The following is a 25754-nucleotide window of genomic DNA, read 5'->3' as shown; positions in this document are numbered from 1 at the left end:
TAGCATTTGGTTAATACACCAATCCCACATTATCCACCCAAAGTGTATTTCCCGGAGAACCTACAAAAGCACCACCAATACTTGAAGTAAACTGAACAAGAATATGTGTAGGAGTTTCATCCTTTCCGGCCCATCCGTCTTCTTTTATCATTACACTCTCTCCTTTGCTGTTGCGGGCATGATATCCACCTGTACCCAAAGCCATAAGTTCAGGCACATAATTGTCATTGCCTGTTATATCACCATACATTATTTCATACGTTGCTCCGTTTTTCCAGTCAGAAGATGTGGTATATTTCACAGCTGCAGTACCAACTCTTTTAGCTATGATATTACCATCAGCATCTTCTGTTCTTTTCTGAAGGTAACATACCATGATTGCAGCATCCTTTCCTTTCACTACAGATTTTTTACTGAACCCGGTCAAACGAATTCTATCTTTCTGATCAGACATTTTCACTTTATAGTCATATCGTATGGCCTTAGGTCTTTTAGTAAACGGCACACCGCAGTTCAAAGCTTTCTCACCATCCTTTGTACCCGTTATAGGTTCTTTCATATCACCAAGAAACATTGACCCTGAAGCAAGTACGGTAATATTTACAAGTCCCAGAACCTTTACACTCTCTATATGTGTTTCAAGACGTGCACATTTTCCATACCAACGTTTTTCAGGATAAACACTGGTATTTGTCTTGACTATCCCCACTACCTTTGCCATCACATTGGAATTTCCCCACGGCGAACCGCCCTGGTTCACATATGGATTATTACCGTCAATTTCCATATCTGGTCCCAGTTCATAAAGATGTTTCACACTACCGCCTATTAAAGCAGACTCTTCTATTCTCCTTGTCACCCAGTGATCCATATCACCATACTTGAACAATTCAAATTTTTCCTGTGTCAATGCCGGCATTACAGTCAAAAGAGCTATTAAGCTAACATAATACCTATTTTTCATAACGTATTTTTTTATCTATATTACGAACCGCAAAGGTATAAAAAAAAGCGACAGCATATATGCCATCGCTTATAATATGATAAATGGAATAGTAATTCCTAAATATTTATCAATACACACGATACAATAACCATGAACCCTGGAAGTCCTGACGGTTAGGATATTTTGCCTTGAAAGCATCTCTCGCAGCTGCAGCCTCTTCTCTTGTATCGAAAGAAGAAACAATGACACGATACATATTGCGTTCAGCATTGTACACCACTTTTGCGCTATAACCTTCAGCATCAAGTGTAGACTTCAATCCGTCTGCATTTGCCTTTACACCAAAGCTACCACATACCACACTGAAAGCCTTAAGTCCGTCACCGGAAACCAGTTCAACCTTCTCCTCACGCACAGGAGCCGGAGCAACAGGAGCCGGAGCTGTTTCTACTACAGGAGCAGCCTCAACCACAGGTGCAGCCTCAACTACAGTTTCCTGCTCGTTTGCAGCCTCTGCCAACTCATTTTGCTTAGCTTTTTCGTAAGCCTTCTTATATGCACTTTCACTTGATTTACAAGAAGAGAATGCCAGAACGAGGCATAATCCCATTCCTAAGACGAATAATTTTTTCATGTTGCCTTACATTTATTTGTTTTAATAATTTGCTAACTTAGTTTTTTCTTGACAAAAGTAGTAATATAAACCTTTCCACGCTGTTAAAATCAGTTAATTATACAATAGAGTAAATAAATTGCTAATTTTTAGCGGACAAATGCAGACAAAATACAATCTTTTTTATTAGATTTGTAGAAAGCAAATTAAAAACACAGTATGATTTCATACACACACTGATAAAACATAATTATCATGAAAGCATTAAACATTGTAGCAGCATTCTTGGGCGGAGTAGCTCTTGGTGCAGCAGCCGGAATTCTATTCGCTCCGGAGAAAGGCGAAGAAACTCGTAGAAAAATAGCTGAAATCCTCCGTCAGAAAGGAATCAGACTTAACCGTGCTGAAATGGAAGACTTAGTTGACCAGATTGCAGCAGAAGTAAAAGATGCCGAGTAAAGAAACAGACAGTAAGCACAAATACTGTCAAGCCAAGTAATTGAGAAAACTCACTAGGGATTTTAAAAGGAAAAGCCGATCACGCAAATGCGACTGACGGAACTTCCTTTTAAACTTCCCTTTTTTATTAATCGCAAAGAAAAGAAACCAATATGTTTGCCAACGACAAAAGTATTGACAATCTGGAAGCACTATTCAAGGAAATAAAGAAATACATAGAGCTTCAGGGACAATACATCAAACTTGACCTGGTAGAGAAACTCACCATTCTCATATCTACACTTATACTTATATGCGTACTGATAGTTCTGGGAATGACAGCTTTATTTTATTTCTCTTTCATGCTGGTCTACACAATAGATTCATTCGTAAACAACATAATAGCCAGTTACGCCATAATAGGCGGATGCATACTGTTGCTGGGAATTGCCATATATATACTCCGACAAAAAATAATTTTCCAGCCAATGGTTAACTTTCTGGCAAAATTATTCCTTGAAGACAAAGACAAAGAAGAGAACAACCCTAAACAGTAATCTATCATGAACGATATTACCCAATATAGCATTCAAATCATATCGGAGAGAAAAAAAAGTAAGAAAGCTGAACTCAGACAGTCAAAGGAAAGAATACAAGAACTGACTCAAAATCTTTTTTCTCCTCCTGAAACCAAAAACAAGATGGACCTTATGATGCATCATTTCAATTCCGGAATGGCTGCATACGACGGTATCATGACCGGAGTCAAGATATACAGAAGAATAAAAGATATATTTTCCGGTAGAAAACATAAAAAGTAATCATAGACTATACAAATAAAAGATAAATTCCAATCATAGCATAAACTGTTATTTTTGCTATGTTTGTGCCGAAATTCAACTTAATATTTACAAACAGGAAAAAACTTATGAAGAAAACTTGGATTATCATCACTATTATTGCCGTAATCGCAATCGCAGTTATTTACAGTATTTCATCTTACAACTCGCTCGTATCGCAGGACGAATCCGTAAGCACTGCATGGAGCAACGTAGAAAACCAATACCAGCGCCGTGCCGACCTAATTCCTAATCTGGTAAATACCGTAAAAGGATACGCTGCACACGAGAAAGAAACTCTGGATGCTGTAGTATCGGCAAGGTCGAAAGCGACACAGGCAACAATAAGTATTGATGACCTTACTCCTGAAAAACTTCAGGCATATCAGAAAGCACAAGGTGAGATAGGTGCAGCACTCGGCAGACTGCTTGCCATTACAGAAAACTATCCTGACCTTAAGGCCAACGAAAACTTCCAGGCTCTGCAAGCCCAGCTTGAAGGCACAGAAAACAGAATCAGTGTGGAACGCAGAAAGTTCAACGAGATAGCCAAAGGCTACAACACAACAATCCGTCGCTTTCCTAAAAACATCATAGCCGGACTTTTCGGATTCGAGAAACGTCCATATTTCGAAGCAGCCGAAGGTTCCGAAAAAGCACCGGAAGTAAAATTCTGATTAGCCCATGAGAAAACTGCATTTCGTAGCGCTACTGCTCGTTTTGTGCTGTTGCATGACGGCTACTGCAAAGGAATATAAGGTAGAAGATGTCCCAATGGTACATCTGATGGATCGTACCCGCTATGTCAGCAATCCGGACAATATTCTTTCTGCAGCAACTGTTGCCGCCATAGACACCACACTGTTTTCACTTGAGCAGAAAACAGGAATACAGGTTCTTGTGGTGGCTGTAGAACAGATTGAAGGAGGCGACTGTTTTGATTTCGCTTACCGCCTTGGGCAGGAAAACGGTGTAGGCCAAAAAGAAAAAGACAACGGTCTGGTTATACTACTCGTAACCGGCGAACGATGCATCCAGTTCGCAACCGGTTACGGACTCGAAGGAGTTCTGCCTGATGCCATCTGCAAGAAAATACAGGTGAGGTATATGAACAAATCATTCTCGCAGGGCAACTGGGATGCAGGAATGCTTGCCGGAATAAAAGCCGTCAGAGGATACCTTGACGGAGAAAGCGGAACGCCTGACGGTCCACGTTCCGGTTCAAGTAAAGATTCCGGAATATTGTTCATCCTGCTTTTCGGTGTTATAGGATTTACGATGTTCTATCTTTGGCTTAATATCCGCAGACAGAGACGCTGTCCCAAATGTCATAAGCAGACTATGAAAGTAATTTCCAGACGCACCATAGCAAAATACCCCACATACCATATTGAAGAAATAGTGTCATGCTGCTCAAACTGCGGCCACTATGTACGTAAGGAACAGCGCGTAGACGATGAAAACAATCATCACCACGGCAGACGAAGCGGACCGTTCGGTGGAGGAATCTTCATGGGTGGAGGCTTCGGACGTGGAGGTTTCGGAGGCGGTGGCTTCGGAGGAGGAAGTTTCGGTGGAGGAAGCTTCGGAGGCGGTGGAGCCGGAAGTAAATTCTAACTTAAGCATAGGCATTTCCTGATGCCGACCATCGTCAGCACCACTACCGACCATCGTCAACAGCATTGCCGACCATCGTCGGCAGCACTGCCCACTATGGTCAGCACCAAGATTTATACTGTCATTTCAGCTATAAATAAAAAAATAACATAAAACATAGATTAAAGACCAAGATACAATGTACAACAATACGTTTGGAAATATATTCCGTCTGACCAGTTTTGGTGAATCGCACGGAAAAGGTATAGGAGGAGTAATAGACGGCTTCCCTGCCGGAATACATATAGATATGGATTTTATCCAAAAAGAGCTTGACAGAAGAAAACCAGGACAGTCTTCCATAACAACGGCACGCAAGGAATCGGACCAGGTGGAATTTCTTTCAGGCATATATGATGGCGTTTCTACAGGATGTCCTATAGGTTTCGTAGTGTGGAACACCAACCAGCATTCAGGCGACTACGACAATATGAAGGATGTTTTCCGTCCGTCGCATGCCGATTTCACTTATACACAGAAATATGGATTGCGCGACCATCGCGGAGGAGGACGCTCGTCGGCACGCGAAACCATCTCACGCGTTGTTGCCGGAGCATTGGCAAAAATAGCTTTAAAACAACTTGGTGTCGAAATAACCGCATACACTTCGCAGGTGGGAGAACTGAAACTTGACAAGGATTATACCGCATACGATTTGAGTGAGATTGAAAAGAATCCGGTAAGATGTCCGGACCCTGTTATGGCACAGACCATGGCTGAACTCATTCTGAAGACCAAGGGTGAAGGCGATACCATAGGAGGAACTGTGGACTGCGTGATAAAGAGATGCCCTATCGGTCTCGGCCAGCCGGCTTTCGGGAAACTACATGCAGCACTTGGCAATGCGATGCTCACAATCAATGCTGCAAAAGGATTCGAATACGGACAGGGATTCGGCAATATGAACATGAAGGGCAGTCAGCAAAACGACATTTTCTATAATGACAACGGAAAGATAGCATTCCGCACAAACCGTTCAGGAGGTATTCAGGGCGGTATAAGCAACGGACAGGACATATACTTCAAGGTAGCATTCAAACCTGTTGCAACAGTGCTTATGGAACAGCCTACTGTAGATAAATACGGTAACGAAACAATCTTAAAGGCTAGAGGACGCCATGACCCATGCGTACTACCAAGAGCAGTACCTATAGTGGAAGCTATGGCAGCCATGACCATACTCGATTATTATCTGTTAAACAAAACAACAACTCTATAATCATGGAAATAAAGAAATACATAGAAGAAAACGAACAGCGTTTCATCGACGAACTTTTCAGTCTGATACGCATACCCAGCATCAGTGCCCTACCACAGCATAAGGAAGATATGCTGGCATGCGCCGAAAGATGGAGACAGCTCCTCATAGAAGCGGGTGCCGACGAAGCTATAATCATGCCTTCACAGGGCAACCCGCTGGTATATGCAGAAAAGAGAGTCAGTCCGGATGCGCCTACAGTATTGATATATTCGCATTATGACGTAATGCCAGCCGAACCGCTAGAACTCTGGAAAAGCAATCCGTTTGAACCGGAAATCAGAGACGGACACATCTGGGCAAGAGGTGCCGATGACGACAAAGGCCAGGCAATGATTCAGGCCAAGGCATTCGAATATATGGTGCGCGAAGGACTATTGAAGCACAACGTAAAATTCATTTTCGAAGGAGAAGAGGAAATAGGTTCACCTAGTCTTAATGCATTCCTGAAAGAGCACAAGAAACTGCTTAAGGCTGATGTTATCCTTGTATCGGACACAAGTATGCTAGGAAAAGACCTGCCGTCGCTCACAACAGGTCTGCGCGGACTGGCATATTGGGAGATAGAAGTAACAGGTCCTAACCGCGACCTTCATTCCGGACACTTCGGCGGTGCTGTGGCAAATCCTATCAATGTGCTGTGCAGCATGATAGACAAGATTACAGACGCTGACGGACGCATCACCATACCTCATTTCTATGACGATGTGGAAGATGTTCCGGCAGAAGAACGCGAGATGATAGCAAACATTCCTTTCAATGAAGAGAAATACATGAATGCCATAGGAGTAAAAGCATTGAAAGGCGAAAAAGGATATTCCACTCTTGAGCGCAACAGTTGCCGTCCTTCGTTCGACGTGTGCGGTATCTGGGGAGGATATACAGGTGAAGGTTCGAAGACTGTACTTCCGTCGAAGGCATATGCAAAAGTTTCGTGCCGACTTGTGCCACACCAGAACCACGAAAAGATATCACAGCTGTTTGTCGACTATATCAATGAAATAGTTCCTGAATACGTACAAGTGAAAGTAACTACAATGCACGGTGGCGAAGGCTACGTTTGCCCTATCTCACTTCCTGCATATAAGGCAGCCGAAAAAGGATTTGAAAAAGCATTTGGGAAGAAACCGTTGGCTGTACGTCGCGGAGGAAGTATTCCTATCATAAGCGATTTCGAACAAATTCTTGGAATAAAGACGGTATTGATGGGATTCGGGCTTGAAAGCAATGCCATCCATTCGCCAAACGAGAATTTCCCTCTCGACATATTCCGAAAAGGAATTGAGGCTGTTGTTGAGTTCCATAAGGAATACAGCTGTAAGCTATAAATCTTATGTTATTTAATATTTGTCTATATTTATAATGAGGGTGCGTCAAAACTCATTCTTGAAAAGATAAAGTTATAATTTTAAATTTGAGCATCCTTAAAGACTAAAGAAAGGGTCATATCATTACTCAATGCAGAGTTTGATACGACCCTTTAATATTAAAGTTACAATCTATAACTTTACGGAGAAGTCATTTTATTTTTGACAGACCCTCATTGATAATTATTAGTTATCCATAATACTTTATTAAGAGTTCAGTCCATTGTCAAATACTTGTTTCTTCCACTTCATGGGTGATACACCGGTTATCAGTTTAAACAACTTGCTGAAGTGTGCCTGGTCTGCGTAGCCTGTCATTATGGATATTTGCCACATTGTAATGCCCGGATTGTCAATAATCATTTGTTTGGCATCAGCAATTCTCATCCGGTGAATCCATGTATTGAAGTTAACCTGATATATATCGTTTATGTAGTTTGATATATATGTACGGTTTATTCCAAGTTTTTTACCTAATTTTTCAATCCCTATGTCGTTTTTTAGGTATTCTTTGTTTTTCACCCATTCATTAACCAGAAGCTTTATTTTATCGTTGTCTTTGGCAGTTCGTCTGTTTCTCATATTTCTCATATTTCATTAATTGTTCACTCCAATGGAAATCAACACCTTACGTTTATAGAAATGCGTTTTCTTGCAAATTGTTGTTTTTAAATGTTGCAAAAAAAATACACATTTCGTTTTGTGACTACATTGCATAACTACATATGCAGAATATAATTCCTTACAATCTTATAAGGTATGACCAACAATACAGACAAGGATATAAAAATAGACATGAATGTCAATAAAAAATACACTATTGCCAAACATATAAAGACAACCATAAATCCGGCAAAGAACATGACAACATTTACCCCTTCTTCTGTTCGGACCACAGTGCCACCACGTTTATAAACAACTATTTCCCTAGAATTACGGATACCCCACATTATAGTTGAATACATCCATACCAAAACATACTTAAGAACGGAAAAAGCAATAGAGAAGGCTATACTGAAAAATCCGGCACCGGAATGTGCAATTTCCTTGATTTTCTCTTTTAAAGGAAGCGTTCCGACCGACGACTTTCTGCGTTCTGTCGTTTCCACATCCTCACCATATCTGCCTATCAGACTCCATCCCATTGAAACAACACATACGGAATTAGAAGAACCATAAACTTCCAATGTTTCTCGAAAGTATCACCTATCGCACCCCAGAAAGTCATGTCGTCCGAAGTGAAAATAGTTTTAGAGCCATCAAATGCCTCCTGGAAAAACATTGAAAGGAGAACAATGATGATATAAATTACAGAACCATTGAACCTGTATTTTATAGAAGCATTAAATGCATCTACTGTCAGGTTTATACGCTCTATGGTTTCAGGATCAGAAGGTTTGGCATTAATTGCATTTATAATATGTTTCCTTATGAATGGAATCCTGATACCGCGCGGATAATGAAAAGCCAGACTCTCATTACTACAATACGGACATCTGGCTCCGGTACTTTTATACCATATTTCTATTGCCGAATTTATTTCATTCCGGGCCAGATTATCATCGCCATAGCTATGTTCCACTTTATCTGTTTCTAATCTTTTTATTCTCCAGGGGTTTAAATACAGCAGACTTAAAGGTATTATACTGAGAATAAGAATAAATGTAAAAAACGGCAAATACGCATCAAAAGTATCAAACTCATCGAATGAATCCACTCCATGCAGGACAGCTATTTCATCCTCCGACAATGCTCTGTCATAAATCTTCAGCTCTGATACAGAACCGCTTATCAGGCAGTGCATAGACTCATGAAACAGGCCCACACGCCCTGTATGTGCGGTACTGCCCAAAGGCATCCTACACTCTTCCTTGGTAAACCTGTCGTTCAAATATACAATCCTCGAGCGGGTTTCTTCATCAAACACTACCGTCATCCACACCCACTCATCCATAGGAAAGGTCAACCCCACATCGTCTCCGGTAGGCTCTATGCGTCCGTTTGTGTGATACTCTCCGAGAATTCCCCTTGTTTTGTATTCCCTTTTAGCCTGTTCGTTAAACATGGGATTACTGCCTTTATCATACTTCAAAGTGCGGAACCAATAAATGCTATTGTTCTTATCCTCCATACCATCCTCATCAAAACGTACAAGCATTGATACTGTAATCTTAGGACAGTCAACAACGTTAAGTTTTGCATCAAACTCCATAGGTCTTTATTGCCGTTTTTTCACCTTCCTCAGTATCAACAAACGTCACGCTGTCCGGAACCATGCGTATCATACTTTTCTCCCATTCACGTTTCGGAGTTCCTAATAAGGAAATATACATACTCTGTCCTGTAACAAAGTCGCGCAAATCTCCGGAAAAATCAAAATGATGTATAGGTTTTGGCAAGTTTTCAGTATTTGCGCCTATAACCTCCATTGTCACACCGCCTGACAATACAATCAATAGAAACAACAATAATCTTTTCATAAGCATTCTTTCCGCAACACTATAATTAAACCTCAATAATTCCCGGAACAACAAAGATTGCCCAAAGTATTGCCAAGCTGGAGAATTCACCTGCCTTTGTGTTGCAATAAAAGTCAAACGAATCCCCAACAGACATAATATGATATAATAATTACAACTATATACTGATATTACAATTTCATTTTGTCTTTGCAATTATAATCTGTAATCATCCTGTCATTTCTATATTCCTGAGGTGATTTCCCATAAGTGGCAATAAACGTACGCCTAAAAGTGGAATAACTGTTGAAACCCACTATACTTGCTATAGTCTGAATACTATACTCAGACTGCGACATCATTTCCACTGCTTCCTTAATGCGCAAACCATTTACATAATCATAAAAATTAGTATGTAACACTTCATTAAGATAACGGCTCAAATAAGTCCTGTTGGTTCCTACAGCCTCTGCCATGTCTCCCAGTTTAAGTTGTGGCTTAAGATAAAGTCTGGGAGCTATAAACCTCTCTTTTACCAACAAGTCAAGATTTAAAAAAAACGTTGAATCAGAATCATCATTTACCTGTTCCTTGTTACGCTCAAATTCCTTTTCATCCTTCGTTGCCTTTAGTTCAAATAAAACAGACTCCTGTTTTTCAATAAAGAACCCTATCAAAGCCCATGCTATAATACTTCCTGTGACATAACACAAATCACCCAGTGCTGTATCATACGATGCACACACAGCATAAACAATCATCAGAACAAAAAAAGTAAACAATACGAAGTTAAGCCAATGCAAGTTCACATTTTCCTTATAACTATAATGTTCGAGAAGAAACTTGTTATATCGAGATATATAATACAATGTAACAACAGAAACCCCTATACCATATGCCACAAAGAATGCAATAAGTATCTGGTAGATAGTATCAGACTCCGAATAAATATATGTACCACCTAACAGAATAAAAGGCAAAAAATTCAGAATCATGGTCTTCCATTTTAACCATCCAGGACTACATAGTTCCATTAACAGTAAACAGCATGTAGGAGCTGCGGTCATATCAATAGTATTTATAATGCGGTTCAGATAACTGTCATTATCTAAAAATTCATGAATAAAAATCACAGAATTTATATGAAGCAACATCCAGTAAAGCATTATATAACCAAACACCATTCTAAGTTAAAACGATGCGCCAGATTCTTGACAGACATTATTCCAAAAAATGCTATCGAAAAACCCTCTAAAAAATAATATACCTCGGAAATTTGCATAATAATAAATCGTATTTTACAATTTATGCAAAAAGATTATTTAAATACATTTAGGATTGTTCAATCAGTAAAATTATGTATTCATACAATAAATTTATATATAAAACTTAACTTGATTTTTTGATTTAATAGTCCTTTAAGAGTTAAGTAATTATAGAAGTAATCAATTTAACTTCCAAGCACATAAGTCGGGCTATAAAAATTTAACTCCTGCAAGTTTCAGCTTAACCAGAACTTGCAGGAGTTATCAGTATATTCACTCCAAACTTACTACCCCTATCTTCTTCTTTCCATCCATTTTCACGGTTAGAGGTTTCTCAAACCTTACCCAACGCAGATATTTGGTTTCCTCTACAGCCGGTAAACTATTCAAGAACTCCTGATTGTAAATACCGTCGTTCATAAACGCATTGATAGTGAAATACCCCACACCGAACGATGTCAGATTCTGGAAGAAGTGAGTTCCCTGACTTGGGTCAACACGATAATTGGTCAGCCCGGCTTCAACTATTATCCTTGCAGCAGAAATGTTAGGCCACTTCACCGGTATTCCCAACCATGTATCGCTACTGCCCCATCTGCCCGGACCAACAAGTACATAGTGCTTCCCTTCGTCCAGGAATTTTCTGTTCAGTTTCTCTATATCGTATGCTATAAGCTGATTGTTCGCAGCAGAATATCCGTCAGTCTTTACGTAAACCACATCGCATATATCATCCATAACTCCATGACCAAGTGAGTTCTCACTCTTCAATATTATCTTGTCTTCAGAAATAAGGCTAAGGTCTTCATCCAGATCAGCCTTAATATCTACCATCGGGCGTATCTGAAGAAGATAGAAAACTCCAGTCTTCTTGCTGGCATCAAAATTTACGGCAAACTCTATTTCCACGGGACGACGCATCTCGCCCTGACCATACTTCTGAGCCAATTGCAACAGACGGGCAAGAGGGAATACATCATGCTGAAGGATATTAGCAAATGTGATAACCTTTCTTCCTCCAGGATAGATACCATCGCGTATCACCATATCGTATGGGTCGTATGTTGACGCTATATAGTTCAGCGAACCGTCTGCCTCGGCATCCTTGACATGTAGTTTCAAGAGATTAAAACCATCGTCGAGCGAGAAATTTTGTCCCGTATTTTTAAGGTCGAGCGCATAGAAGCGGGTCTGTGTTTCGCGCAATGCTATATCCATCTCGCTGGTTTGCAAAACCTTGTCCGGATGATAAGGACATACTCTCAATGTAAGCCCGCCGTCGACAATATATTTACCAAGCCCCAATGCCAGACTCACAGTTCCCTCTTCTGCCAGTTCATCATTAATCGGATAATAGTTAATGGAACGTGCCACACCTGAAATGGCAGGATAATATCTGTCGCCATACTGCGTACCGACTACTTCCTGAAGTATCACAGCCATCTTTTCCTGGTCAATTACGTTACTAGTAGCCTGCATATATGCCTTACTGTCCTTATAGAAAACAGATGCATACACCCCCTTTATAGCATCGCTCAGCATACGTAGCATCTCATATTTATCCTCCATATATGGTATCATATATGTGGAATATATACCAGCAAAAGGCTGGTAATGGGAGTCTTCAAGCAGACTTGACGAACGTATGGCAAGTGGAGATTTCACAACATCGAAGAAAGCAAAGAAATCCTCAACCAGTCTGTCCGGCAGTTTGGCACGCAGAAACGCTCTAAGGATTGTTTCATCATCAGCATCGCTCAATGCCAACTGATAAAGACGGTTACTGTCCATAAACTCGTCGAATATATCAGTACACAGAACCACTGTCTTAGGAATTGCTACTGATGCATTTTCAAAATCCTCGAAGTCAGGATGGCGCTTTATCATATTGTCAATAAAAGCCAGACCACGTCCTTTACCTCCCAAAGAACCTTCACCGATACGGGCAAAATTGGAATAGCGGTCGAAACGTTCGCGTTTGAATTCTGCCACGACTCCCTGATTCTTCATTTTTCTATACCGGACTATAGCTTCGAAGATTATCTGCCTGTGGGCATCAAGATCTTGAAGTGATTCCCACGTCACTTGCTTCAGGAATTCCGCCACAGGGAAAATGGCACGCGAATAAAGCCAGCGAGACACGTGATTACGGCTGATATGATAATGGAACGAATCTGCAGGAATAGAGAAAACTATATTCTGAAGTTCTTTCAGATTATGGACTCTAGCCACTTCTTCTTTTGTCTTTGGATTGATAAATACGAAATCGCCGAAACCGAAATTCTCTGAAACAGCTTCACGAAGGTCAATATTCATCTTCTTAGAGTTTTTGTCTACAAAAACAGCCTTACACTCATCGGCATACTTACGGTTATCTTCTTCCGACGACTGAAGTATAAGTGGCATGAACGGATCACGACTGCGTACCTCTTTCAGAAGTTTTACTCCGGCCAAAGGATCTATCTTACCTTCATGTGGAAATCTCGCATCGGATATTATACCCAACACGTTATTGCTGAACATTTCATACAGATGCATGGCTTCTTCATATGAACGGGCAAGGACTATTTTAGGACGTCCGCGCATACGCAACGTACGCTGGTGTTCATTCAAAGCTTCGGTGGCAAACTCCTGGCTTTGTTTTAGCACGAACTTATAAAGATTAGGAAGAACCGATGAATAGAAACGTATGGAGTCCTCCACAAGCATTATCATCTGCACACCAACCTCCTTTATATCGTGCTGCAGATTCATCTTGTCCTCTATCAGTTTTATGATTGACACAAGAAGGTCTGTATTGCCAAGCCAGCAGAAAACATACTCGAACACACTAAGGTCCTCGTGTTCCATTCTTTCTCTGATACCATGAGAGAAAGGAGTAAGTACCACGATAGGTATATGTGGATATTTAGCCTTTATATCGCGTGCTATGTCGAAAGTGTCGCTACTGTCCGTTCCAGGCATACAGATTACAAGATCGAACGTGGTATTTCCCAATTGTTTCCATGTCTCTTCCGGAGTAGAAACCTGAGTAAAACGTGGAGGATAACGCAAACTGAGATTCATATATTCTATGAATATCTTTTCGTCTATACGTCCATCGTCCTCCAGCATGAAAGCATCGTATGGATTTGCCACTAGCAAAACGTTGAAAATTCGTTTTGTCATCAGATTGGCAAACTGTGTATCTTTGAAATAAAGCTGATTTAACTTTAACTTACTTAGCATGAGATTTTATGATTAATATTCCTAAATAACAAAAGTCGGCATTTCAATTGACTTATGCAATAAATACTTGTCAAAAAAAGTGGATTGATGTCAGTAATTTATCTCCAATTCAAGCAAAACAGGAAGATGGTCGCTATATCCTCCTTTATACTTCATGCCGTTGTACATACGGAAAGGAGTGACGCCACCATACTTGTCGTCTTCTTCAAGCAGAAAAGGGAAATCTATGATACATGCTTTAGAATAATCGGCATTGACATTGCCGTTTTCCAGCAAATTTCCGTTTACTATCATCTGGTCAAGTATTCCCCACTGACCGCGGTAACGGTATGTACCTCCTTCCCTGCCATCCATAAGATTGTATAACATATTTTTTTCGACGGTATTCCCTGGCTTGGAAGCGTTTAGCACTTCAGATATTGATTTATTCTGCGGATAGTCATTGAAATCGCCCATTATCATTACATTGGGATTAGCACGCACGCTCATCACACTGTCTGCCGCCGATTTCAGTATCCCTGCAGCCATAAGTCTGAATTTTTCAGATTTTCTCCACCCTCCGGAACGTGAAGGGAAATGCACAAGAAAAACATCAAGTGTATCACCTGTCACAATACGCCCCGATGCATGAAGAATGTCACGCGTAGGCCGCCCACCTATACTAACGGTAGGAACATGAATGAATCTTTTATCAAGTAATTTAAAAGTATAAGGTTGGTAAAGCAGAGCCACATCAATACCTCTCTCATCTGGCGAGTCTGTAATTATATATTCATAGCCGGCTTCTTTCAGCTGAGAATATCCAACAAGTGTTTTTACACAAAATTCATTTTCCACCTCACAAAGCCCTATGATATCAGGAACATTCTCGCGCGAAACAGAAAGTATGACACGGGCTATATTCTCTATCTTTTTTCTGAACCTGCCGTAATTCCAGCCGCGTGGGCTGTCAGGCATAAATTCCAAATCATTTTTCAAGGAATCGTGACGGCAGTCGAAAAGGTTTTCTACGTTATACTCCATCACCAAAAAAGACTGTTGGGCAGCAAGGTTCAACGACATGAACCCTGCCACCCAACACATCAAAATTCTTATAAAGCTCATAATCAAGCTTTAGCAGGTATATTTTTCAGGACATCAAGCAAATGTCTCCAGAACTTATCTACTGTAGGGATAAGCATTCTTTCGTCTGGCGAGTGAACTCCACGCAATGTAGGACCGAACGAAACCATATCTAGCGAAGGATATTTCTCAAGGAACAGACCACATTCCAATCCTGCATGAATAGCTTTCACTTTAGGTTCCACTCCGAATAGAGACTTATAACTATCTACAGCAACTTTCAGAATTTCCGACGAAGGATTTGGTTTCCATCCAGGATAGCCATCACCTGTTGTGACTGTTGCTCCACCAAGCTCGAAAGCCGAACGTACTGTCTGTGACATATCCATACGTGAAGACAGAATAGAACTGCGCTGGCTTGTAACAACTACAATCTGTCCGTCGCGCATCTTGATAGAAGCAAGGTTAGACGATGTTTCTACCAGTCCTTCCATATCCTGACTCATAGCAAATACTCCATTATGTACTGCGTGTATTGAGTTGATGAACTTAATCATTGCAGTCTTCTCTATCACTTCAGGCAGAGCTGTTTCCGATTCCAAATCCATTCTGATGTTCGGTTCTGTTACAGAGAATTCGTTTTCTACATCAGCAAGGAATATATTCAAATCCACTCTTACTGATTCTTTGTCTTTCATAGGAACAGCACATACTGCATGAGCCTCTCGAGGTATCGCATTATGAAGGTTTCCTCCATCTATTTCTGCAATATACAAGTCGTATTTCTGTGAGATTAACATCAAGTAACGGTTCAAAACCTTGTTGGCATTAGCACGTTTCTTATTGATGTCGTCTCCAGAGTGACCTCCTGTAAGCCCTTTCACAGTAACACGGAAAAAGAAATAACCTTCTGGCGATTTCACCATAGGACATGGGAACTGGGCTGTTGTTCCGGCACCTCCTGCACATCCGATAAAAAGTTCGCCTTCGTCTTCAGAGTCAAGGTTAAGAAGGATATCACCGTTCATGAAGCCTTCTTTCAATGCGAACGCTCCTGTAAGACCTGTTTCTTCATCTACTGTAAACAGACATTCCACAGGGCCATGCTGCAAATCATCTGATGCCAGTACAGCCAACTGAGTAGCTACACCGATACCATTGTCTGCACCAAGAGTAGTACCTTTAGCCTTCAGCCATTCACCGTCGATGTATGTCTGGATAGGGTCATTTTCAAAATCATGTACTGTATCGTTATTTTTTTCGCAAACCATATCTATATGCGACTGCAGGATTACAGTCTTTCTGTTTTCCATTCCCGGAGTGGCATTTTTCTTTATCAAGACATTACCGGCTTCATCTACTTTATACTCAAGTCCTTTGCTTTCGGCAAAAGCTATGAGATAAGCACGGATTTTCTCTTCCTTTTTAGAAGGACGAGGAACCTTACAGATTTCGTCGAAATAATGAAAAACAATTTTAGGAGTCAATTCTTTTACTTCCATAATAATCAGTATTAAGCATTTATGTATTTATATTCTATGCAAAAATAAGTTAAATAAGACGATTTACACCTATATATTTACTTTTTTAAAAGCATTGTGAAGTTTTAATCGTAACAAAACTATATATTTGCACCACAAAAATAGTGAAAGGTAAGTGGAGAGGCAAATGAAAAACACAGTTTTTCTAATTTTGATAATTCAGAACCGCATCCTATTTATCAATAAAGAACAACAGCAATGCTTAAAATAATACTCGCTACATTAATAATAGTAGCTATCTGTATAGCACTATTATGCGTAAAAATACTGTTTAAGAAGAACGGACGTTTTCCTAACACTCACGTTAGTGGAAGCAAGGCTATGCGCAAAAGAGGAATAGGATGCGTGCAGTCGCAGGACAGAGAGCAGCGTAAAATCAATCCTAACGCCATCTCTGAAAGACAGAGAAAGGAAATAGAAGAATAATATTAACTTAAATGATATAGAAAATTTATGAGAAAGACTAAGTACATCCTCAAAGGATTTTTAGCTGTGGTTATGGCTGTAATGTTTGTACAGTGCGCAGGAAACAAAGGTGAATCATCACAAACAGCAGTTCCTGTTGCGGCTACCGGTACAACTAACATGAAAATTGCATACGTAGAAATAGACTCGCTTCTTACAAAATACCGTTTCTGGAATGACCTGAACGAACTTATGATAAAGAAGGAAGAGAATATCCGTACTACTCTTAACGAAAAAGCAAAAGCTCTGGATGCAGCAATGAAAGAATTCCAGCGTAAATATGAAAACAATGGTTTCGTAAGTGCAGAAAGCGCTCAACAGCAGCAGAACCGTATCATCAAACAGCAGCAGGATTTGCAGGCTTTGCAGGAAAAACTTAGTAAAGACCTTGCTGACGAAAACCAGAAGAACAGCCTTCAGTTGAGAGACTCTATCAACTCATTCCTCAAAATCTATAACAAGGATAAAGGTTATAGCCTGATCATCAGCAACACAGGCTTTGATAATCTTCTTTATGCTGATCCTGCATACAATATTACACAGGAGATTGTAGACGGACTTAACGCACGTTACTCAGGTATCAACAAATAATCTGTTTCAGACGATGTTCATCTACCGTTCAGTGAATGTTCATTGAACATCTGGTAAACGTAATTTGAATACAATAAAAGCAATTATATAAAGGTGGATTTTTTCCACCTTTTTTTATATCTGTTCCGAACAAAAACAACGTCTGCATTGTTGTATTATTAAATCACGACGACATAAAACGATAGACATTATGGAAACTTTTTACGAATTAATATCTTCATCAGACGTACCTGTAATTGTAGATTTTTTTGCTGAATGGTGCGGACCTTGCAAAACAATGTCTCCTATATTGAAACAGGTAAAGGATATGCAAGGTGACAAGGTGCGAATAGTAAAAGTAGACGTTGACAAAAATAATGCATTGGCCATGCAATACAGCATACAATCTGTTCCTACACTTATGATTTTCAAGAACGGGAAACAGTTGTGGAGACAAAGTGGTGTAATAAACGCCAGCGAATTGAATAAAATAGTAGAAATGTTCAAATAAAAATAATTAAACACTCATTTTTCATCATTTATTGCTCAAACAAGGCTGAAAGTTTACCATAAACATTCAGCCTTCTGTTTTTTATATCATTTCTTTATATTCTTAATATATACATCGGCACGAGTCAATACATCACGTACAAAATTATAAGTTTCCGTACCTCTGAAATAACCGCTCTTGCAGACAGGATCCTTGTAGTATTCTTCCTTATTCTTAAGTAACATATAAACAGCCACATTCCCATCCCAAACGTACTTGTCCTTTCCATACTTTTCAGCCAAAGCCATTGCGTCAAAAACATGACCAATACCGGAATTATACGAAGCAAGCACAAACATTATACGTTCTTTGTCATCCTTTACTTTGGAAAAAATCTTCTGAAGCTCAGAAATGTATCTTACACCTCCCTTTATACTCTGTTCCGGATCACTTTCCATCCCTGCAGGAACTCCATAAACTCTGGCTGTGGAAGGCATCAACTGCATCAGCCCCTTCGCACCGGCCCAAGAGACTGCCGAAGGATTAAAGTTTGACTCGGTATAGACCAAAGCGGCAAGCAATCTCCAGTCCCAGTTTATCTGTGACGCATATTTTTTAAACAAATCGTCATAATAAGATATCCTTCCATCCTTAAGGGAAAGAATAGAACCTTGAGGAGTATGTTTGTTTAATTCAAAATATCTTCTGGCGCTAGCCTCAAATTCAGCAGAGTTTATATTTTCCTTGTGCCATTTATCCGCCGCCTCTGCCAACTTAGGAGAAGTATTCCTTACTGCCCATGCAGAACGCTGGTCGAAACTTATCTCCATACTGATATCCAGATTAGGATTATAAGTCTTATTGATTTTTGCCAGTTCATTGTTCGTTACGGTATAATCTATTTTACCCTTAGCAACCATTTCGATAAGGTCTTCATTCGTTATACTGTCTTCTGTCACCTCATGTATTATTATTCCTCCACCCAGTTCATGATTAAGATTTTCAAGACGTTCCTTATATTTTCCAGGCATGACATATACTTCTTTTCCCACCAATTGGGTTACATCTTTTAAAGCATCCTTACCGCTTCTTTGAACTATTACCTGATGGGAAATATTCTCCTTTCCGCAATATATCAGTTCTTTTTTTCTTTCGTTTGTTATTGCCAGATTATAGGCTATAAGATCACCTTCACCACTATGCAAAGCATCTACAAGTTCAATCTCTGAATTCAATACTTTAACCTTCAATTCCACACCCAAAGATTTTGCAAAGCCCTGTGCCAGTTCATATTGGAATCCCATAGGAACTTCTCTATAGTTAAAATATGACGCATAACTGTTTATTGTCAACACAATGAGTTCGCCATCTTCAATAATCTGGTCAAGGTCATCATGAATAATTTCCACTTTGTGTTCCTTATTGATAACAAATGGTACAGTTATCAAGGCTACAATAAGCACTATTATTGAAGGAATTAACAGTTTACGTTTTTTCATCGTATCATATTTTAATAATTAATGAATATATTTCCGTATCTTTGCTGCATACAAAAATACTATAATAAATAAAATATACAAACTATGGTCAAGCACATTGTTATGTTCAAGCTGAAAGAAAGCTTGTCTGAAAATGAGAAACTTGAAATAATGAACAGTTTCAAATCGGCAATTGAATCACTGCCAAAAACAATCAAATTCATAAAAGATATACACGTGGGACTAAATATCAATCCCTCTGAAAAATGGGATATCTGCCTTGACAGCACTTTCGATTCGCTGGAAGACGTAAAAGCATATTCCGTTCATCCTGAACACGTTGCAGCTGCCGGAATAATAAAAGAAGCAAAAGTGGACAGAGCATGCGTTGATTTTGAAATATAATTGTAATAGCCTATGAAAAAGATTATTAACCCTTGGAAAGGTCTGGACGGTTATTATTGCTTCGGATGTGCACCCAATAACGAAGCAGGAGTAAAAATGGAATTCTATGAGGACGGAGATGATATAGTAAGTATCTGGCATCCTGAAGCAAAATATCAGGGATGGGTAAACACATTGCACGGTGGAATACAGGCTACACTACTGGACGAAATTTGCGCATGGGTGATAGCCAGAAAGCTCCAGACCACTGGTGTAACATCAAAAATGGAAACCAGATACATGAAATCTATTATGACTACTGATGAATATGTAGTACTGCGTGCACATATCAGCGAGCAGAAACGCAACATTATATTGGTAGACGCATCAATATATAACATGAACGGAGAAGAGTGTACAAAAGCAACATGCACATACTTTACTTTCTCAAAAGAAAAAGCACAGAAAGACATGTTCTTCTATGGATGTGAAACAGAAGAGGAAGATATAAACCCACTAATTTGAAAGAAAAATCAAACTTTTTGCATTAAAAATTTGGAATTCTAAATCTTTAACTATACTTTTGTCGCAAACAAGAAGAAAAAGTTATGATTTTTACAACTGCTCTACATCACCATCATCATTTCCTGACGAAATAATCGGTAGGCTGATGGCTCATGCAGTTCATTATAGAAAAAGATTTATTCAAGGCTTGCCGTAAAACAAACGGTGAGCCTTTTTTATTAACTCAGATTATAAACTTTTTAAACCGAAAAAATATGCTAAGAATTGCCGTACAATCAAAAGGCCGCCTATTCGAAGATACAATGGCCCTACTTGCTGAAGCTGACATAAAACTGTCAACATCAAAACGCACATTGCTTACACAATCAACAAACTTTCCTGTAGAAATTTTGTTTCTGCGCGATGACGACATACCGCAATGTGTGGCAAGCGGAGTTGCCGACATGGGTATAGTAGGTGAAAACGAATTTCAGGAAAGAGAAGAAGAAGCTGACATCATCCAAAGACTTGGTTTCAGCAAATGCCGTCTGTCGCTTGCTCTGCACAAGGAAATAGAATATAACGGCCTGGAATGGTTCAACGGAAAAAAAATTGCAACTTCATATCCGGTAATTCTTAAAAGATTTCTAGAAAAGAATAATATCAAAGCTGATATACATGTAATTACAGGTTCTGTAGAAATTGCTCCTGGAATAGGTTTGGCTGATGCTATCTTTGATATAGTAAGCTCTGGGTCTACACTTATCAGCAATAATCTGAAAGAGGTCGAGGTAGTAATGAAAAGCGAAGCTCTGCTTATAGGCAACAAGAACATGAGCGACGAAAAGAAAGAAATCCTCAAGGAACTGCTGTTCAGACTTAATGCAGTGAAAGCTGCAGAAGACAAGAAATATGTACTTATGAATGTTCCAACCGACAAGGTTAAAGATATTATAGAAGTTCTTCCGGGAATAAAAAGCCCTACTGTTATGCCACTTGCAACAGAAGGATGGAGCAGCATACATACAGTTCTCGACCAGAAATGTTTTTGGGAAATAATAGGCAAACTGAAAACCATAGGAGCACAAGGTATACTTGTTCTTCCTATAGAAAAAATGATCCTTTGATAATTGAAAAAGTAAGAGGTAAAAGTTGTTAGTTATTAGAGAACCCATGTAGATGTAACTAAAAACTAACAACTAGAAACTAATAACCAACAACAAAAAACAATGAACATAATAAAATATCCGGCACGTTCAGAATGGAAAAACCTTCTGAGTCGTCCTACACTGAATACGGCTACACTTCGCGACACAGTGCTTCAGGTGCTTGGCGATATACGCGAAAAAGGCGACAAAGCCGTTATTGAATGCGAAGAGAAATTCGATAAGGTGAAACTTGCGTCACTCGAGGTTACCGAAGAAGAGTTTATTGAAGCAGAAAAAACAACTGACATTAAGCTGAAAGAAGCCATAGGCAAGGCTTTGGAAAACATCCGTAAATTCCATGCATCACAAAAGTTTGAAGGACAGAAAGTAACCACTTCAACAGGTGTTACCTGTTGGCAAAAAGCAGTAGCCATAGAGAAGGTAGGTCTTTACATTCCTGGTGGCACAGCCCCACTTTTCTCTACAGTGCTTATGCTTGCCGCTCCGGCAAAAATTGCAGGTTGCAAAGAAATAGTTCTATGCTCTCCTCCAAACCGTGAAGGTAAAATAAATCCTGCTATACTTTATGCGGCAAAGGCAGCTGGAGTAAGCAGAATATTCAAAGCAGGTGGTGTACAGGCTATAGGAGCTATGGCATACGGCACAGAAAGTATTCCTAAAGTATATAAGATATTTGGCCCGGGCAATCAGTACGTTATGGCTGCCAAACAGGAAGTTTCACTTCACGATGTAGCCATAGATATGCCTGCAGGACCTTCAGAAGTGGCTGTGTTGGCCGATGAAACTGCAAACCCTGCATACGTAGCATCCGACCTCCTTTCACAGGCAGAACATGGAGTGGACAGTCAGTCAATACTGATTACTACATCGGAACAGCTTATCAATGCTGTACAGGAAGAGGTGGAAAAACAATTAGCTGTATTACCTAGAAAAGAGATTACTGAAAAATCACTCTCACACAGCAAACTGATACTGGTAAATTCCATCGATGAAGCTATCGACATGTCTAACGAATATGCCCCAGAGCACCTTATTATCGAGACCAAAGACTATATGCAGATAGCTGAAAGAATAGTAAATGCCGGATCTGTATTCCTCGGTCCTTACACTCCTGAAAGTGCAGGCGACTATGCTTCAGGAACCAATCACACTCTTCCTACCAACGGATATGCAAAAGCCTACAGCGGAGTAAATCTGGACAGTTTCACACGCAAGATTACATTCCAGGAAATCACACGCGAAGGTATAATGAACATAGGACCTACCATCGAAACAATGGCTGCTAACGAGTTTCTTGATGCACACAAAAATGCCGTTACAGTAAGACTAAAATCATAAGATACGAAGAAAATGAAACCACTAAACGAACTTATACGCCCCAACATATTGTCATTGAAGCCATATTCTTCTGCAAGAGATGAATATAAAGGAGTTACAGCATCTGTATTCCTCGATGCCAACGAGAATCCTTACAATTCGCCAAACAATCGCTATCCGGACCCTCTACAGACAGAACTAAAGACTTTGGTTTCGAGAGTTAAGAAAGTTGCCAGTGAAAGAATATTCCTCGGCAACGGAAGTGATGAAGCTATCGACATTCTCTATCGTACATTCTGCGTCCCTGGTGCTGATAATGCCGTGGCTATAGACCCTACATACGGAATGTATGAAGTATGTGCCGACATCAACGATGTAGAATACCGTAAGGTACTGCTCGACGAAAACTTCCAGTTCAAGGCTTCAGAACTTCTGGCAAAGACAGACGACAGAACAAAACTCATATTCTTATGTTCGCCAAACAATCCTACAGGCAACAACCTCTGCAAAAAAGAAATAGAAACAGTACTGCAAGAATTTGCCGGAATTGTAGTCATAGACGAAGCTTACATTGACTTCTCCAACGAAATTTCATTTACCACCATGCTCGACAAATATCCTAACATGGTTGTATTGCAGACATTCTCCAAGGCATGGGGATGCGCAGCTATCCGTCTAGGAATGGCATTCGCTTCGGAAAAAATTATATCTGTGTTCAACAAGGTGAAATACCCTTATAATGTTAATCACCTCACCCAGACAGAAGCCATCAACATGATTGGTAAAGAATATCAAATAAAAGAATGGGTGAGAACTCTACTTTCAGAAAGAGCCAGACTGATAGAGAAATTCGGTAAACTGGCATGTTGCGAACATATCTACCCTACCGATGCCAATTTCTTCCTTGCAAAAGTGTCCGATGCTAAAAAGATTTACGACTATCTTGTAGGCAACGGTATAATTGTGAGAAACCGTACAAACGTTACTCTGTGTCACAACTGCCTCAGAGTTACTATAGGCTCGCGTCCGGAAAACGACAAGCTTATAGAGGCACTTGAAAACTATAAATAAAGAGAAGCAATGAAAAAGATATTATTCATCGATCGCGACGGCACACTGGTGATAGAACCACCTGTAGACTACCAGCTTGATTCTTTCGAAAAACTCGAGTTCTATCCCAGAGTATTCCGTAATCTTAGTTTCGTACGCGAAAAACTGGACTATGAATTCGTAATGGTAACAAATCAAGATGGACTTGGAACTGATTCTTTTCCTGAAGATACCTTCTGGCCGGTACACAATCTTGTAATGAAGACCTTGGAAAACGAAGGAATAACCTTCGACAACGTTTGCATTGACAGAAGTTTTCCTGAGGATAACGCTCCGACCAGAAAGCCTCGCACAGGTATGCTCACGCAGTATATCGACAATCCTGAATACAATCTGGCTGAAAGCTACGTTATAGGCGACCGCGCTACAGATGTAGAATTGGCAAAGAATCTTGGATGCAAAGCTATACTTCTACAGGATGATAAAGAAATTCTTAAAGAAAAAGCACTTGAAGAATATTGTTCTCTCGCTACCAAGGATTGGGACAAGATAGCTGAATTCCTCTTTGCTGGAGAAAGAACAGCAGAAGTAAGACGCACAACTAAAGAAACAGATATTTATATAAGTCTCAACCTCGATGGAAACGGTTCATGCGACATAAGTACAGGCCTAGGATTTTTTGACCATATGTTAGAACAAATAGGCAAGCATGGAGGACTGGATCTCACAATAAAAGTAAAAGGAGACTTAGAAGTAGACGAGCATCACACCATAGAGGATACGGCCATAGCCCTTGGAGAATGTATCTATAAGGCATTAGGAAACAAACGTGGAATAGAACGATATGGCTACTGTCTGCCTATGGATGATTGCCTCTGCCAGGTAGCACTAGACTTTGGCGGACGCGCATGGCTTGTTTGGAATACAGACTTCAAACGCGAGAAAATCGGCGATATGCCTACAGAAATGTTCCTACACTTCTTCAAGTCACTGAGCGACTCAGCACGCATGAATCTAAATATCAAGGCTGAAGGACAGAACGAACATCACAAGATTGAAGGAATTTTCAAAGCCCTCGCAAGGAGTATAAAAATGGCTGTAAAGCGTGATGTATATCACTTCGAAGTACCGTCAAGCAAAGGATGCATATAACAATCATTCTAAAAATAATAGTGGAGGCTTAAAGGCCTCCTTTTTTGTTAACAAGATTTTCAAACAAAGGCAATAAGTTAAACCATGTTATAAAACACATATTTTTTCTCACAACACTTGCAATTTCAGAAAAAGTCCGTACCTTTGTACTGTGTTTTTCATAGTATTAGATTTTAAGGTTAACAAAGGTTGGAGTACAGCGGTACTCCTTTTTTTATGCCATTATGTCTCCTATTAAATTCTACATCCAATCTGACAGTTGAAAATACCATTTTTTATAATCAGCATTACCAGACAACTCGCTACACTTTCATTAATTCATTATATACGGTTTTTACTAGATTCCATTATGTTTATCGCAATATTTTATAACCCCTATAAACGCGAAAATCCCCGAAGTATCTCTACCTCGGGGATCTTTCTCTCATTAAAACGGCGACTACCTACTCTCCCACATGTACGCAGTACCATCGGCGTGACGAAGCTTAACTTCTCTGTTCGGA

At 39.8% G+C, this 25754-nt stretch carries 27 protein-coding genes and 1 rRNA gene; 16 read left to right on the top strand and 12 right to left on the bottom strand.

The window, feature by feature from the left end:
• Window positions 1-10: 10 nt before the first annotated feature.
• Together I6E11_RS10230 and I6E11_RS10225 are read right to left on the bottom strand one after the other, a co-directional pair.
• The gene (locus I6E11_RS10230; RefSeq protein ID WP_235337949.1) at window positions 11-964 is read right to left on the bottom strand and encodes a PCMD domain-containing protein; all 954 of its coding nucleotides are present in this window, start codon (window positions 962-964) and stop codon (window positions 11-13) included.
• A 109-nt stretch (window positions 965-1073) separates the two neighbouring features.
• Entirely contained in the window at window positions 1074-1580 is a 507-nt protein-coding gene (locus I6E11_RS10225; protein ID WP_235337948.1) for an SPOR domain-containing protein, read from the bottom strand.
• A gap of 234 nt (window positions 1581-1814) precedes the next feature.
• Between I6E11_RS10225 and I6E11_RS10220 the strand changes: the two genes are divergently transcribed.
• The 7 genes from I6E11_RS10220 (at window position 1815) to I6E11_RS10190 (ending at window position 7078) form a co-directional block, all read left to right on the top strand.
• Complete coding sequence (locus I6E11_RS10220; protein ID WP_235337947.1) at window positions 1815-2018, top strand: YtxH domain-containing protein; 204 nt, start codon at window positions 1815-1817, stop codon at window positions 2016-2018.
• A gap of 152 nt (window positions 2019-2170) precedes the next feature.
• Window positions 2171-2554, top strand: coding sequence for a phage holin family protein (locus tag I6E11_RS10215; RefSeq protein WP_235337946.1), 384 nt, complete (start codon window positions 2171-2173; stop codon window positions 2552-2554).
• A gap of 6 nt (window positions 2555-2560) precedes the next feature.
• A complete protein-coding gene (locus tag I6E11_RS10210) occupies window positions 2561-2818 on the top strand; it encodes a hypothetical protein (protein ID WP_235337945.1) in 258 nt (85 codons plus the stop codon).
• Between the two features lie 107 nt (window positions 2819-2925).
• Window positions 2926-3513, top strand: coding sequence for a LemA family protein (locus tag I6E11_RS10205; protein WP_235337944.1), 588 nt, complete (start codon window positions 2926-2928; stop codon window positions 3511-3513).
• 7 nt (window positions 3514-3520) lie between these two features.
• Window positions 3521-4453, top strand: coding sequence for a TPM domain-containing protein (locus I6E11_RS10200; RefSeq protein ID WP_235337943.1), 933 nt, complete (start codon window positions 3521-3523; stop codon window positions 4451-4453).
• 178 nt (window positions 4454-4631) lie between these two features.
• Window positions 4632-5711: a chorismate synthase gene (gene aroC, locus I6E11_RS10195; protein ID WP_235337942.1), complete on the top strand. Its 1080-nt coding sequence runs from the start codon at window positions 4632-4634 to the stop codon at window positions 5709-5711.
• A 2-nt stretch (window positions 5712-5713) separates the two neighbouring features.
• Entirely contained in the window at window positions 5714-7078 is a 1365-nt protein-coding gene (locus I6E11_RS10190; protein WP_235337941.1) for a dipeptidase, read from the top strand.
• Between the two features lie 246 nt (window positions 7079-7324).
• On the opposite strand, the gene I6E11_RS10185 is transcribed toward I6E11_RS10190, so the two are convergent.
• From I6E11_RS10185 to I6E11_RS10150, 8 genes are all read right to left on the bottom strand, one after another.
• Window positions 7325-7699, bottom strand: coding sequence for a helix-turn-helix domain-containing protein (locus I6E11_RS10185; RefSeq protein ID WP_235337940.1), 375 nt, complete (start codon window positions 7697-7699; stop codon window positions 7325-7327).
• A gap of 137 nt (window positions 7700-7836) precedes the next feature.
• Complete coding sequence (locus I6E11_RS10180) at window positions 7837-8262, bottom strand: hypothetical protein (protein WP_235337939.1); 426 nt, start codon at window positions 8260-8262, stop codon at window positions 7837-7839.
• Window positions 8247-9329, bottom strand: coding sequence for a hypothetical protein (locus tag I6E11_RS10175; RefSeq protein WP_235337938.1), 1083 nt, complete (start codon window positions 9327-9329; stop codon window positions 8247-8249). Before I6E11_RS10175 ends, I6E11_RS10180 begins: the two co-directional genes overlap by 16 nt.
• Window positions 9319-9597 (bottom strand): hypothetical protein, encoded by a 279-nt coding sequence (locus tag I6E11_RS10170; protein ID WP_235337937.1) that lies wholly within the window; start codon window positions 9595-9597, stop codon window positions 9319-9321. Before I6E11_RS10170 ends, I6E11_RS10175 begins: the two co-directional genes overlap by 11 nt.
• 170 nt (window positions 9598-9767) lie before the next feature.
• Window positions 9768-10571 (bottom strand): helix-turn-helix domain-containing protein, encoded by an 804-nt coding sequence (locus I6E11_RS10165; protein ID WP_235337936.1) that lies wholly within the window; start codon window positions 10569-10571, stop codon window positions 9768-9770.
• A 543-nt stretch (window positions 10572-11114) separates the two neighbouring features.
• Window positions 11115-14069, bottom strand: a complete 2955-nt coding sequence (locus I6E11_RS10160; protein WP_235337935.1) for a PEP/pyruvate-binding domain-containing protein — start codon at window positions 14067-14069, stop codon at window positions 11115-11117.
• Window positions 14070-14159: 90 nt separating this feature from the next.
• Window positions 14160-15173 (bottom strand): endonuclease/exonuclease/phosphatase family protein, encoded by a 1014-nt coding sequence (locus I6E11_RS10155; RefSeq protein ID WP_235337934.1) that lies wholly within the window; start codon window positions 15171-15173, stop codon window positions 14160-14162.
• 2 nt (window positions 15174-15175) lie between these two features.
• Window positions 15176-16633, bottom strand: coding sequence for an aminoacyl-histidine dipeptidase (locus I6E11_RS10150; RefSeq protein WP_235337933.1), 1458 nt, complete (start codon window positions 16631-16633; stop codon window positions 15176-15178).
• Window positions 16634-16870: 237 nt separating this feature from the next.
• On the opposite strand from I6E11_RS10150, the gene I6E11_RS10145 reads away from it, so the two are divergent.
• The 3 genes from I6E11_RS10145 to trxA all read left to right on the top strand — a co-directional run bounded on the left by I6E11_RS10145 (window position 16871) and on the right by trxA (window position 18218).
• A complete protein-coding gene (locus tag I6E11_RS10145) occupies window positions 16871-17098 on the top strand; it encodes a hypothetical protein (protein ID WP_235337932.1) in 228 nt (75 codons plus the stop codon).
• Between the two features lie 27 nt (window positions 17099-17125).
• The gene (locus I6E11_RS10140) at window positions 17126-17728 is read left to right on the top strand and encodes an OmpH/Skp family outer membrane protein (protein ID WP_235337931.1); all 603 of its coding nucleotides are present in this window, start codon (window positions 17126-17128) and stop codon (window positions 17726-17728) included.
• A gap of 190 nt (window positions 17729-17918) precedes the next feature.
• Window positions 17919-18218: a thioredoxin gene (gene trxA / locus I6E11_RS10135; protein WP_235337930.1), complete on the top strand. Its 300-nt coding sequence runs from the start codon at window positions 17919-17921 to the stop codon at window positions 18216-18218.
• Window positions 18219-18304: 86 nt separating this feature from the next.
• Here the strand turns inward: trxA and I6E11_RS10130 are convergent, their stop codons facing one another.
• A complete protein-coding gene (locus I6E11_RS10130; RefSeq protein ID WP_235337929.1) occupies window positions 18305-19696 on the bottom strand; it encodes an MltF family protein in 1392 nt (463 codons plus the stop codon).
• A gap of 84 nt (window positions 19697-19780) precedes the next feature.
• On the opposite strand from I6E11_RS10130, the gene I6E11_RS10125 reads away from it, so the two are divergent.
• The 6 genes from I6E11_RS10125 (at window position 19781) to hisB (ending at window position 25251) form a co-directional block, all read left to right on the top strand.
• A complete protein-coding gene (locus tag I6E11_RS10125) occupies window positions 19781-20080 on the top strand; it encodes a Dabb family protein (RefSeq protein WP_235337928.1) in 300 nt (99 codons plus the stop codon).
• Window positions 20081-20092: 12 nt separating this feature from the next.
• Window positions 20093-20584, top strand: coding sequence for a PaaI family thioesterase (locus I6E11_RS10120; protein WP_235337927.1), 492 nt, complete (start codon window positions 20093-20095; stop codon window positions 20582-20584).
• 254 nt (window positions 20585-20838) lie between these two features.
• Window positions 20839-21690: an ATP phosphoribosyltransferase gene (gene hisG, locus I6E11_RS10115; protein ID WP_235337926.1), complete on the top strand. Its 852-nt coding sequence runs from the start codon at window positions 20839-20841 to the stop codon at window positions 21688-21690.
• A gap of 102 nt (window positions 21691-21792) precedes the next feature.
• The gene (gene hisD, locus I6E11_RS10110; protein WP_235337925.1) at window positions 21793-23070 is read left to right on the top strand and encodes a histidinol dehydrogenase; all 1278 of its coding nucleotides are present in this window, start codon (window positions 21793-21795) and stop codon (window positions 23068-23070) included.
• A gap of 12 nt (window positions 23071-23082) precedes the next feature.
• Entirely contained in the window at window positions 23083-24120 is a 1038-nt protein-coding gene (gene hisC / locus I6E11_RS10105; RefSeq protein ID WP_235337924.1) for a histidinol-phosphate transaminase, read from the top strand.
• Between the two features lie 9 nt (window positions 24121-24129).
• Window positions 24130-25251, top strand: coding sequence for a bifunctional histidinol-phosphatase/imidazoleglycerol-phosphate dehydratase HisB (hisB, locus tag I6E11_RS10100; RefSeq protein WP_235337923.1), 1122 nt, complete (start codon window positions 24130-24132; stop codon window positions 25249-25251).
• A gap of 430 nt (window positions 25252-25681) precedes the next feature.
• On the opposite strand, the gene rrf is transcribed toward hisB, so the two are convergent.
• Window positions 25682-25754: ribosomal RNA gene (rrf, locus tag I6E11_RS15475) — 5S ribosomal RNA — on the bottom strand; the annotation flags it as partial.

The sequence above is a fragment of the Bacteroides caecigallinarum genome, assembly GCF_021531075.1.
Lineage (GTDB): Bacteria > Bacteroidota > Bacteroidia > Bacteroidales > Bacteroidaceae > Phocaeicola > Phocaeicola caecigallinarum_B.
The sequence above is the reverse complement of the archived record's forward strand: the minus strand, read 5'-3'. Positions and strand labels throughout refer to the sequence as shown.